This window comes from Pontibacter coccineus (assembly GCF_030546575.1).
GTDB classification, from domain to species: domain Bacteria; phylum Bacteroidota; class Bacteroidia; order Cytophagales; family Hymenobacteraceae; genus Pontibacter; species Pontibacter coccineus.
In genome coordinates this window covers 135,256-147,935 of sequence record NZ_JAUOTN010000011.1, presented here as the reverse complement: position 1 = coordinate 147,935, position 12,680 = coordinate 135,256, and the positions used below count along the sequence as shown (strand labels likewise).

Annotated in this window: 8 protein-coding genes; 2 read left to right on the top strand and 6 right to left on the bottom strand. The window is 53.5% G+C overall.

The window, feature by feature from the left end:
- Positions 1-68 precede the first annotated feature (68 nt).
- The 5 genes from Q4E40_RS20195 to uvrA all read right to left on the bottom strand — a co-directional run bounded on the left by Q4E40_RS20195 (position 69) and on the right by uvrA (position 9,885).
- Positions 69-4,856, bottom strand: coding sequence for a hypothetical protein (locus tag Q4E40_RS20195; protein WP_303415025.1), 4,788 nt, complete (start codon positions 4,854-4,856; stop codon positions 69-71).
- Positions 4,857-4,874: 18 nt separating this feature from the next.
- A complete protein-coding gene (gene prmA / locus Q4E40_RS20190) occupies positions 4,875-5,705 on the bottom strand; it encodes a 50S ribosomal protein L11 methyltransferase (RefSeq protein WP_303415023.1) in 831 nt (276 codons plus the stop codon).
- Between the two features lie 9 nt (positions 5,706-5,714).
- Positions 5,715-6,086 (bottom strand): 7(1) septoil knot domain-containing protein, encoded by a 372-nt coding sequence (locus Q4E40_RS20185; protein ID WP_303415021.1) that lies wholly within the window; start codon positions 6,084-6,086, stop codon positions 5,715-5,717.
- Between the two features lie 93 nt (positions 6,087-6,179).
- Positions 6,180-6,941, bottom strand: coding sequence for a triose-phosphate isomerase (gene tpiA / locus Q4E40_RS20180; protein WP_303415019.1), 762 nt, complete (start codon positions 6,939-6,941; stop codon positions 6,180-6,182).
- A 136-nt stretch (positions 6,942-7,077) separates the two neighbouring features.
- Positions 7,078-9,885: an excinuclease ABC subunit UvrA gene (uvrA, locus tag Q4E40_RS20175; protein WP_303415018.1), complete on the bottom strand. Its 2,808-nt coding sequence runs from the start codon at positions 9,883-9,885 to the stop codon at positions 7,078-7,080.
- A 362-nt stretch (positions 9,886-10,247) separates the two neighbouring features.
- Here uvrA and Q4E40_RS20170 point away from each other — a divergent pair, with 362 nt between their 5' ends.
- Positions 10,248-10,370 carry a 30S ribosomal protein THX gene (locus tag Q4E40_RS20170; RefSeq protein ID WP_303415016.1) on the top strand — a complete coding sequence of 41 codons (123 nt, stop codon included), beginning with the start codon at positions 10,248-10,250 and terminating at the stop codon, positions 10,368-10,370.
- Positions 10,371-10,434: 64 nt separating this feature from the next.
- On the opposite strand, the gene Q4E40_RS20165 is transcribed toward Q4E40_RS20170, so the two are convergent.
- On the bottom strand, positions 10,435-11,703 hold the full coding sequence (locus Q4E40_RS20165; protein ID WP_303415014.1) for an MFS transporter: 1,269 nt from the start codon (positions 11,701-11,703) through the stop codon (positions 10,435-10,437).
- Positions 11,704-12,216: 513 nt separating this feature from the next.
- On the opposite strand from Q4E40_RS20165, the gene Q4E40_RS20160 reads away from it, so the two are divergent.
- Positions 12,217-12,552 carry a hypothetical protein gene (locus tag Q4E40_RS20160; protein WP_303415012.1) on the top strand — a complete coding sequence of 112 codons (336 nt, stop codon included), beginning with the start codon at positions 12,217-12,219 and terminating at the stop codon, positions 12,550-12,552.
- The last annotated feature ends 128 nt before the right edge of the window (positions 12,553-12,680 follow it).

The following is a 12,680-nucleotide window of genomic DNA, read 5'->3' as shown; positions in this document are numbered from 1 at the left end:
AGGGACTTGTTATTTCAATATCCAAAAGTCAGATATCTTTCCCTATACGGCCGGAATACAGTTATCGGTTATTGCCAACCTTCTTCCTCTTCTGCATTTCCTTTTTTCTTCTTCTTTTTCTTCTTTGTGTCCTCTACTTCGTCTTCGGCCACATTAAAGCCTCCCTGCTCTGCTATGGGCGGTTGCGTTGCCATTTTGAAGGCATCTTTACCGTTCAGGTAGTCGTGTTTGAACTGGTCTACGAAGCGGTTCTTGTCGATGCTCTCGCCCATGTACATGCCGTACTTGCGGGAGCGACCACCACTGGCCTTGGAGCGGATGGCTTTGTTCAGGTCAGCGTCAGAGGACACGATGACGAGCCCATTTTCCAGATAGCTCAGGAACACCCAGGTATAAGGGTCGGCCTGCAGGTATAGGTTCACGACCGGTTCGCCGTTCAGGTCCTGCTTTATTTCCATAAAGCCGTCCATGTTCGCATTGATCTCCTCCTTGAGCACATTAGACAAGCCCAGTTTGCCCACGCTGTACCAGGCATTAGTTTTGTTGGACCAGCGCAGATCCACGTTGTCGAACACCATGCTGCGCACCAACTTATTCGACAGCTTCGGTAAAGCGATCGCACTGCCCTGATAGCGTTGCGCGTCGCGGTTGCCAATGATGTTGCCCAGTTTGTAAAGCATTGCCTCTGCATCGCCCCCCTGGTCACCTCCTCCACGAATGGCCGTTTCGTTCAGCTTTTTGCCGAGCGCCGTTATAACGGAGGAGTGCATGTTCATGTCAAATGCCATCAAGGCATCGATGGCATAATAGCCGCTATCGGTTTTAGCTATACCTGTACCGGCCGACTCTATTCCGAAATCTTTCAATGAGTTAACCAGGTGCAGCTTGCCTTCGAAGGCTACTGTTTTGGAGCCCTCGTTGTAACGCAACTCGTTGCCTTCGTACGACCCGGCGGCTGAGCGGGCAGCATCCGTAATTTTAAATTCGCTTTTTTCCTTATCGTACGACAGGTCACCACTTACCGTGAAAATGTCCAGGTCGTCCTCGTACTGCTTCTTCGAAACGAAGGTGTTGTACGGCTTAAATGTTCCACGTGACAGGTGCAGACCGGTGTACAGTTGGTTTCCGTCCGGAGCCTTCTGCTTCATGATCGGGATGCGCACATTGTCCGGGTTCAGGGAGTCGCGCTTGAACGGGAACCAGTCGGAATCGGCTTCGTTTCCGGTGAAGTTCAGCTTCAGGTCGCCGTCAAAGTCCATGTGTGGACGGTAGGAGTACATGGTCACGTTCCCCCGGTAGCGGATGCGCGGGAAGATGTAGAAGTTGTCGGACTCACGAACCAGTGCCTGCGCATAGGTCGTGTTGATGTTTGACTTCTTCTTCAGCTGATGCTCCTTATATAGGAAGTCCGCAAACTGTAGCTTAAACGAATCGGAAGCGGCATTCTGGTAATCGTGCACTGCCGTGCCACTAAAGGCATTGCGCGACAGCACGTTGATATTACCTGCGTACAGCTTGTGGAACTGCTGCAGGGAGTCAGCCAGGACACGGGCATTGCGCAGGGTGGTGATGGTAGCACCCGCGGCCACGGCTACTTTGCCGCTGTCAGGTATAATGTGCACATCCCCTACAGGTATGTAAGGCACACCACCTGCCAGAATAGAGTTTACCTTGAGGTCATACTCACCGGTGGCAGCACTGAAGTACAGGCCCTCCTGCTCCGGATGCTGCGAGTAGAAGTAGTTTTTACCTCCTGCGCCGTCAGCAGCCAGGCTAACCTTTTGCTGCTTCATGTCCCAGGTGGCGCGGCTCATTGACGTTTTGTACTGCGCTTTCGGGAACTCGATACTCGCTATACCTTTCTGCTCGCTGCCAAATTCCACAAAGCGCTTGTCCAGGTCGTAGCTGATGGCCATATCCATCGCTTTCATGGCCGGCTTGCCTTCCACGTCCGACTTCACGATCATCTGGGCATGGTTACCTGACAGGCTGCGCCCTTTGAACGACAGCTTCTGCGATACAATGTTGGCATCCGCGTTATCCAGTTCGCCATCTCCGTACAGGCCGCCCGGCGAGAGTTTGGCTGTGCCTGTAAACCTGAACTCTTCTTTGTAGATCTTCATCGGGTCCTCGGCAGCGGCCATCAGGTACATGGTATCCTGCTTCGGCACCCAGATCATTTCATAGTGTCCCAGACTGGCCACCGGAAAGTTGGCTTCACCGCCGCCTGCTTCCACCTTCGCACTGGCTCCCTTTTGGGTCATCACTTTGTCGAGGTAGTAGGTATACTCGGGCGCCTCGAAGGTCGAGGTCAGGTACTTAAGCTTGCCACGGCTTTGTATACCTTCCGAACTCATCATGATCGTGTCGTAGGCTATACCTTTGCCGCCAAATGCCGCCAGGCCCTTAGGACCAGGCTGGTAGTAGAAACCGAGCGTTTCGTCCGGCATCATGGTCAGCTTGGTCTTGATCGGCGGGAAGATATCGCCAGAGTAGAAGGTGCCATTAAAGCCGAGCATACTTTTGCCCTTGCTCAGACTGTCGAGTTTGTAGGACGGGATGTCAAAATAAACAGTGCTGTCGTAGGCGCCTGCCAGCACGTCCGGTCTGGAAAAGGCCACCTGCCCACCCATCGGCGAGTCAAATTTCGGATACTCGGGGTAGTGCTTGCGACCCGACTTGTTGTTTGGCTTGTTGATGTACAGCTTACCCGACATTTTACCTGACCGGCTGGTCATTACCTGCTCCAGTTCTTTCTTACTGCCCACTGCCCGGCGCTTCTTTGTCACAAAAGCCACTGTATCCAGTTTCTGCATGTCGATCATGAACTCACTGTAATCGAACTTGAACTGAGAGCCTCTGAAGTTGAGGCGGCCGGCGTAGAGCCTGCCACCAAACTCCATGTTGCGGTTGTCGAGCAGGTGCACAATGTTGCTGTCAGGCACGGCGTAAACAGTAGAGGAGTCGTTGTTAAACGCCATTTTCTCCACACCACGCACGGTCAGGCGGTTGCTGTTCAGGTTGAGGGTCGCATTGCGGCCAGACGGCACTACGGATTTGATCACCAGGTGGTCGTAGTCGCTCAGGTTCTGCGCTGCCCCCACATAATGCCAAGCTTTTGGCTTCAGGGAAATAAAGTTAGACTGTCCGTCGTAGGTCAGGTAACCCTCGCGGGCCAGGCTGATGGCTGCTTCCCGCACCGCTTTCTCGTTCAGTTTCGAGGCCTTCGCTACATCGAATGCATAGAAGTCGTTGGTTTTGGCTTTGGCGGCATACGACACCAGCACCTGCAGCGGGTGGAAACTGGCCACACCGACCAACTGTTGAAAGCGCATGTTAGAGAAATACTGCGCCGACTCCAACTGAACAGGTATAAGGGTTTTGGTATTGAGGATCGAGAAATTGACATGCGGCGTGCCCAGGTTCCAGGCAAGGCGCTCGGCTGTGATCTCGAACTTGTGGTAGCTATCGTAGAACGGGGACTTACTGTACACACCCTTGTCGCGGGTCAGCACCAGTTCACGCGTTGGCTTGGAATAGCGCAACTGCATGGCCGGGTGCGTAAGCGAGTCACGGCGCTGATTTTGATAAATGGCTACGTAAGCCCTGTTGGCAAATATAATGGAGTCGTTCAGGTTGTAGTTGTGCGCCATGGACCGGAACTTCTTCTTCCCGTCTTCTAGTACTGCCAACGCAGACACGCTGCCATCGAGCGGCTTGCTGCCGATCAGGTTGCCGGCCAGCGTGAAGCCACCAGAATAGACAATGTCCTTTCCCAGGCTTTTCACTTTCGCGTCGTTGGTATAAGACGCAAAACGCGGGTAAGATTTCTCTCCGTTCGTGCCGGCTTTGGTGCTTCTGAACTCGAAAATACCCTCGATGGGGGCATCAAGCACCGCATTGTACGTGATGGTGGCTTCGGGCACTTTGAAAGCGGCCCCTGTTATGTCGAAGTTAAAGGCCTTGAAAGCAGCTGAGACCGGCTTACCGTCCACTTCCCATGCAAATGAGCCGCCCTCGCCGACAAACAGGTTGCTCGCCAACATCAGGTGTCCGCTCGTTTTCGTGATGGTGGAGGAATCGTGTATGGTGGCAAAGCTCAGGTTAACGTTCTCCAGTTTCAGCACAGGCCCGCTTACTTTCGGCTGCGCAGGTATGAACATCTTTTTGAAGTCGTCGCGGCGCTTTTTCTCCGCTACTTTTGGGTCAACTTTCTTTGCGGCGGGCTTTGGTGTGTCCCAGGCATCGCCCCAATCGTCAGCGGTGGCCTCGGTCTTTTCACCTGCCACCTCGTCGTCCCAGGAGAAACTTTCCCAATCACTCACCTCCGCAGACTTTTCTTTGTCTTTTGGCGCCGCCTTGCCTTCGTAGGCGAAGCTCACGGTGCCCCCGGCGGTGCGCAAGGTATACTGCTTGTTCTGGTAGAGTATACCTGTAGTCAGGTAGCTGCTGCTGGTCTTAAAGAAACGATCGAGCGCAGCCCCTTCATCCTGCTGCACGGCCTTGGCCACCACCTCCAGCATGTTGTCGATCTGCGCGCCACGCATGTTCTGATGGTTCACGGCGCCGACCAGCATCTCGTAGAAGTTCTCGTAATGTGGATTAACACGCAGCTTCTTGCGGTACATCTGCTGCGAAATGTCGATCACCTGCTGTTTCTGCTTCTCGGATAGTCGCTGGTTGCCCCACACGCTTTCCAGAGCAGCACCAAGCGCTTCGGCATTTTTGGCCTTCCCGGTTACCAGCATGTTTTTGGCATCTGTGATATACTGCACCGGGTCGGTTGCCAGCTTGGTTTGGGCTTGTGCTGCGAAAACAGCCAGAAAAAATAAAAAGGGTAGAAGTTTATATTTCATAGGTTGGAAGGTTTAGCCTTAGCTGTTCTTAAAAATGGCAGACACCCAGTTGTTCTTGGTGCGATGCGACACGTAGGTCAGGCCTAGTTCCGTTGCCCGTTCCTGCAGTGCAGGCAGGTCCTCGGTATAGAAACCGCTCAGCAACAATGTTCCTTCGGGTTTCAGCACCGCCACATAGGCCGGCATGTCTTCGAGCAGCACGTTGCGGTTGATGTTGGCCAGAATGATGTCGTAAGGCTGGTCTCCTGCTATGGTTTCAGCACCGCCCAGTCGCACGTCTATACCTGCATAGCCGTTCAGTTCCGCGTTTTCGCGGGCATTTTCTACTGTCCAGTCTTCTATTTCTACGGCTACGATCTCAGCGGCGCCCAATTCGCCCGCCATGATAGCCAGTATACCTGTGCCGCAGCCCATGTCTAGCACGCGCTTGCCCTGGTGGTCCAATGTCAACTGGTTTTCGATCATGAGCGTGGTGGTCTCGTGGTGGCCCGTGCCGAAGGACATTTTCGGGTTGATCACGATGTCATACTTGGCTTCGGCCGGTTTCTCGTGGAACGACGCCCGCACAGATACCTGCCCGCCAATGAAGAGCGGCTCGAAATTGCGCTCCCACTCGGTATTCCAGTTCTGGCGCTCGATCTTCTGCACCTGGTACTCTGCTGTGACATAGCCAGCATAGCGGGCGATCATGTTGTCCAGCTCGTGTTGATCAAACTTGTCTTCGTCAATGTAAGCGTTAAAGCCCTCGGCTGTGTCTTCGAAGGCATCAAAGCCCAGTTCTCCCATTTCGGCAGTGAAGATGTCGGCAAAATCGGGGCTTACTTTCAGGGCTACTTCTATAAAATCCATGTAATTGTATTAAGGGCGGCACGCTGCGTAGGAGCGCACGTTGGTAAAGTGTACAGTAAAATCAGCAAAATTCCGGTTATCGGTCACGTATAGCACGTGGTCGGCAAAGGCTTTCTTGTTGGTGATGTGCCAAACGCCCGTGGCATCAGCAAAGAGCTTGTTGCTCTCGCGGTAGACCACCATGTTGGCAAAGGCTTCTTCATCGCCCAGGTATACCGTATAGGCAGCGGTGTTCTTATACCTGGGGTCGCGCTCCAGGTATACCGAACCGTAAATGCGGCAGATGTCATTGCTGGCTACCGTTACAGGCGAAGGGACCACTGGCTGAGGCGCCGCCAGGTAGGGAAGCAGCGTCAACCAAAAGGATATTATCAAAATCATAGGAGATAATTTAGCCAAATATAACTATATCTACAATAAAAAAGGCTGCCAACTTTTTTAGTTAGCAGCCTTTTTTCCTGTGTTACCTGATTTTTAGAACGATTTAATAATGTCGGTAAAGTCACGGGATTTAAGCGAAGCCCCTCCGATCAGGCCGCCGTCCACGTCTGGCTGAGCGAACAGTTCTTTGGCGTTGCCCGGGTTGCAGCTACCACCGTACAGGATCGAGCAGTTGAAGGCAGCTTCCGCATCGAACAGGCGCGAAAGCTGCTCCCGGATGTAAGCGTGCATTTCCTGCGCCTGCTGGCTGCTGGCCGTGCGGCCTGTACCAATGGCCCAGATCGGCTCGTAGGCTACCACCACCCGGTCAAACTCCTCGTTGCTCAGGTATGAGAGGCTGTCGTGCAGCTGCTTGCCCACGTAGTCGAAGTGGCGGTCTGCGTCGCGCTCCTCCAGCGGTTCGCCGCAGCAGAAGATCGGTGTTATACCTTGCGCGATGGCCGCTTTCAGTTTTTTGTATAGTGCCTGGGCATCTTCGTGGTGGTACATACGGCGCTCACTGTGGCCGATGATCACGTATTGCACCCCTACTGATTTCAACATGGCCGCCGACACTTCACCGGTATAGGCACCGCTGTCGTGCTCACTCACGTTCTGGGCGGCCAGGTGCATCCGGTCGTTGCCCTGCGTCAGTTTGCCCACGCTCTGCAGGTATGGAAAAGGCGGTGCCACGATCACGGTCACATCGCCGTTCACTTCGTCTTTCACCATGTTGTCGATCTCCGATACCAGCGATAGCGCCTCCTCGTAGGTCTTGTTCATTTTCCAGTTGCCGGCAACAATTCGTTTTCTCATGTTTTATAGTAGCTAGTGATTTATAGTTGATTTACACCCGTACGGCAAGTTAGCAAATTAAGGTATACCTGCCTTGCTATACCTTAAAAACAAGAGCCGCAGCAATCGGTCTTGCTGCGGCTCTTACGCTTTATACTTATAGCCTTTCCTTCAGGAATCTGGCGGTGTGGTTATCTTCCAGTTTAGCCATCTCCTCCGGCGTACCTTCAAAAAGCAGGTAGCCTCCGTTGGTGCCTCCCTCGGGCCCCAGGTCGATGATCCAGTCGGCGGACTTGATGATGTCCATGTTATGCTCGATGATGACCACCGTATTTCCGTTCTCGATCAGCGCGTTGATGGACTGCATCAGTTTGTTGATGTCGTGGAAGTGCAAACCCGTGCTTGGCTCATCGAAAATAAACAGAATGTCCTCCTGATGCGCCTGCACGCCTTTGGTCAGGAATGAGGCCAGTTTCACGCGCTGTGCCTCTCCACCCGACAAAGTATTGCTCGACTGCCCCAGACGGATGTAGCCCAGGCCCACATCGTTCAGCGGCCTCAGTTTCTCCACGATCTTCGATTGATCGGCAAAAAAATCGATGCTGTCGGCGATGGTCATATCCAGCACTTCGGAAATGCTCTTCTCTTTATACTTGATATCCAGCACATCCTGCTTAAAACGATGCCCGTTGCAGCTCTCGCAGGTGAGGTAAATGTCGGCCATGAACTGCATCTCGATCTTCACCTGGCCTTCGCCCTGGCACACCTCGCAGCGGCCACCCTCGATGTTGAAGGAGAAGTGCGACGGCTTGAACCCGCGCGATTTGGCCAGCGGCTGGTCGGCGTAAAGGGACCGGATCGCATCGTAAGCCTTCACGTAGGTGACCGGGTTGGAGCGCGACGACTTGCCGATCGGGTTCTGGTCCACGAACTCCACGTGCCGGATCTTATTATAGTCACCGGCCAGTTTATCGAATTTACCGGTTGACTCAGCCGTGTTACCGTGCAGCTTCATCATGGCCGGAGCCAGTATCTTTTTGATCAGGGTTGACTTGCCGGAGCCACTCACGCCTGTCACCACCGTCATCACACCCAGCGGCACTTTCACGCTCAGGTTTTTGAGGTTGTTCTCGCGGGCACCCTGCACTTCAATGGCATTGCGCCACTTGCGGCGCTGCGCCGGTACTGACACTTCCATCTCGCCGCTCAGGTATTTGGCGGTATAGGTGTCAGCAGTGCGGGTCATCTCTTCCAGCGTACCCTGGAACATCAGGTTGCCACCGCCCGAGCCAGCTTCCGGACCGATGTCGATCAACTGGTCAGCGGCACGCATCATTTCCTCTTCGTGCTCCACCACAATCACGGTGTTGCCCATTTTTTGCAAAGAGCGCAACACTCCAATCAGCTGCTCGGAGTCCTTGGGATGCAGGCCAATACTCGGCTCATCCAGAATATACATGGAACCCACCAAAGCACTTCCCAGCGAGGTCGCCAGATTGATCCGCTGGCTTTCGCCACCTGACAAGGTGTTAGAAAGTCGGTTGAGCGTGAGGTAGCCCAGGCCCACCCGTACCAGGTAGCCCAAGCGGTTGGTTACTTCCGTCACCAGTCGCTCCGCTACGTTCCGCTCGTGCTCAGTCATTTGCATGTTCTCAAAAAACGACAGCGACTGTGTGATCGGCATCAGCACCAGATCGGTGATGCTCTTGTCATTGATCTTCACATAACTGGCATCTTTGCGCAAGCGGGAGCCTTTGCAGTCGGGACAGGTGGTGCGGCCGCGATAGCGCGACAACATCACGCGGTACTGTATTTTATGTGTCTGCGATTGCAGGTGTTTAAAGAAGTCGTTGAGTCCTTCAAAGTATTTGTTGCCGGTCCAAAGCAGTTCCTGCTCTTTCTCCGAAAGCTCGTTGAAAGGGCGATGGATCGGGAAGTCGAAACGGATGCCGTTCTTCACAAGCGGCTGCAGCCATTCGTTCATTTTCTCGGAGCGCCAGGGAGCGACTGCCCCTTCGTATACCGTCAGGCTTTTGTCAGGTATAACCAGATCAGGGTCTATACCTAGCACACTGCCGAAGCCCTCGCAGGTCTGGCAGGCACCGTACGGGTTGTTGAAGCTGAAGAAATTAACAGAGGGCTCTTCGAACACCATGCCGTCGAGCTCAAAGCGATCGGAGAACACACGCTCTTCGCCATCACCGTACTTGACGCGGCACTCGCCGTGGCCTTCGAAAAAGGCGGTCTGCACCGAGTCGGCAATCCGGAAAGCTAGGTCTTCGTCTGATTTGTAGATGATGGCGCGGTCCACGAGGATGTATACCTCCTTGCCCAGCTTCGGCTTTTTCTCTTCGAGCAACTCCTCGATAAAGTATACCTGCCCGTCGGCGTAGATGCGTGAATAGCCCTTCTGCAGCAGCAGGTCCAGTTCTTTGGCCAGCGTGCGGTCTTTCTGCAGTTGCAGCGGCGCCAGAATCATCACACGGGCTTCGTCTTCCATCGAGAAGATAAAATCCACCACATCGGCCACGCTGTCTTTCTGCACCACCTCACCCGAAACCGGCGAGTAGGTCTTGCCGATGCGGGCGTAGAGCAGCTTCAGGTAGTCGTAGATTTCGGTACTGGTACCTACGGTAGAGCGGTTGTTCTTAATGCTCACCTTCTGCTCGATGGCAATGGCCGGGCTGATGCCTTTGATGTAGTCCACATCCGGCTTGTCCATACGGCCCAGAAACTGACGGGCGTAGGAGCTCAGGCTTTCCACGTACATGCGCTGCCCCTCGGCATAGAGCGTGTCGAAGGCCAGCGATGACTTGCCGGAGCCGGAAAGGCCGGTGACCACGATGAACTTGTTGCGCGGCAAAGCCACACTGAGATTTTTGAGATTGTGCACACGGGCGCCTTTGATGATAATGTGCTGGCGCGGGTCGAGTGTATCGAGGTTATTTTCGGACGTGTTTGCCATAGAGTATAGCGCAGGCTGGCTAAAGCCTACGCATGACGAACTGATTTTTATACGATGTAAAGATACAAATACCCTGTCGCATTCTGAAGGCTTTTTACCCCCTGGCTTCTATACCTGGGATTTCACCACAGCATGCAACATGGCATCCTTTTGAAACAGCCACAGGTATAAAAAGGTTTAGCTTCCTCTTACTATTTAAAGGTATAGACCATTTACAGGTATAGGCCTTACTAACACGACATGGGCAACGCAGTCAGGTATGGAAAACCTAATCGGCCATAAACTTCATACCCTACCTAAACTGCAGCTCCCTGCTTCCGTATGTATGGGTTACAATCTACAACCAACAAAACCAACGCAACATGGGAAAAGGAGATAAAAAATCGAAGAAAGGTAAAATTGTAAAAGGCACTTATGGCAACAGCCGCCCAAGACAGGCGACCATCCGGAAAGCCGCCGAAAAGAAAGAGGGCGCTACCAAGTAGCCCCACCACCCTACCACAACAGCAGTCCCATGTTCCGCTTGCCGGAGCATGGGACTGCCCTTTTTCAGACGACCTCCATCTCCGGCGTCAGGTCTAGCTTGCGCAGTTTGTCCGCCTTCAGGGCCGTTATACCTACCACCAGCAACGTGATCGCGCCGCCCAATACTACGGACGGCACCGCGCCCATTACCTTGGCCATCGCCCCTGCTCGGAAGGCCCCAATCTCGTTGGACGAACCGATGAAGATGCTGTTTACAGAAGAGACGCGGCCCTTCATATACTCCGGCGTCAGGGTATGGAGCAGCGTGGAACGGATGATGACGCTGATGCTGTCGAAGGCGCCGCTCAGCACCAGCAACACCAGCGAGAGCCAGAAGCTGGTGGAGAGACCGAAGAAAATCAGGCTCAACCCGAAGCCGGCCACGCACCAAAGCATAATCTTACCGGCTTTCACGGTAATGGGGTAATAAGCCATCCAGACGGCCATTGCCACCGAGCCGACGGCAGGCGCTGCCCGCAGAAAGCCGAGTCCCTGTGGCCCGACCAGCAATATATCCGAGGCAAACACAGGCAGCAGCGCTACCGCACCCCCAAATAACACGGCGAACATGTCCAGGGAGATGGCATTCAGGATGACCTGGTTGCCGAACACGAAGCGTATACCGGAGCGCAGGCTTTCCACCATGTTTTGCGGATTGACGTTTTCCGGGAGCGCCTTTCCGCCGATCAGCACAAAGGCGGTAAATGACAGCAGCACGAGCAGAGCGTCCAGGGCGTAGGCCGCCGTGATGCCGTAGAAACCGTACACCAACCCACCCAGGGCCGGACCTACCAGCGAGGCGGCCTGCCAGGTGGTACTGCTCCAGGTGATGGCATTGGCATAAAGCTGCTTGTCGGCTACCAGCTGGGGCATGAACGAGAACACGGCCGGCCCCATGAAACCACGGGCGATGCCGCTGATGAAGATAACCGCATAAATAGGCAGCACACCATACAGTGGCAGCACGCGGCTTATGTCCAGGGTAAAGTACAGGAGTGCCAGCGAACAGAGCAGCAGCACCCCCACCACCACAACGATAATCTGCTTGCGGGGCACCGTGTCTGCCAGGTAGCCGGCGTATAGCGACACGAAAATGGAAGGTATAGCCTCCGCCAAACCGATCAGGCCCAGGGAGAAGACATCGTCGGTGATGGCATAGATCTGCCAGCCCACAATAACGGCCTGGATTTGCATGGCCAGCGTAATGCACAGCCGTGCCGATATGTATAGCCTGAATTCCGGCAGCCGAAGCACGGCATAGGGGTCGTGCCTGCGAGTTGACTTAGCGTCCATTTCCCTTTATCCTCTACAAATAGGTTTCAAAGCTACAAAGCTACGCCATAGCGCGCATACCTGCAGACTGCCTCACCGAATAAAAACGGCTGGGGTACTCCCTATTTTGAGGCCATTTGCACAGGGCTTGCAATCCCTACAAATTATTCCCCGAAGGCTTTCCTATTGCCACAGCCTATCCGGAAGGTCGAATTGGCGGCCGCTGGACAGACCATAAAACGTTGAATATTTATACTGTATAAAATTATTTGGAATTTTCTATCTTAAACTGCAACACTCGGTCCGGTATAGAAGTATAATTTTTTAAGGAGCGGCCACCCCCTCAATCAGCAGCCGTCTCCCGCATGTTAGCCACCACCAACCTGTGCTGACGCATGCTTCCGGTGCCAACAGCGCCATATTATTCTTTTATTAACAATCCTTTTATGGGTTACCGCAGCCAACTCAGGACCGTATCCTGAGCAGAGGAACTGCCGACTTTATCGATTATTAATTTTAAAAAATATCAACACCATGGAACAACTGGACATCCGCAAATTATTGGAGAACATCGAGAAGAAGGTGTACCAGCAGGAAATCACCTCTAGCTCTGATGTGAATCAACTGATCAACACTGAAATCGCCAAGGCGATCAACCTCAATAGCAAAGTAGCTGACGGGGAAGGCCTGCAATACCAGAATATCTCCTGCACCACCATTGAGTGCTACCTGCAGCACTTGAAAGCCGTGGAGGCCAAGCTGAAACGCCCTGCCGACATCACTGCACAGTGCAAGCCCGTAGAGGAGCGCGAAATAAACCGCCGCCTGCTCCTGATCCTGAACCGCCTGAAGCGATACAACCGCGAGTAATCAGCATCTTTAATAGTAGTAACCCCATCCTTCGTACAGACGCTCAGTTCTTACGAAGGATTTTTTATGCCCCTTCTATACCTAATAATGACCAATGTCATTTTTCCCTTGCTTTGATGCTGGTAATT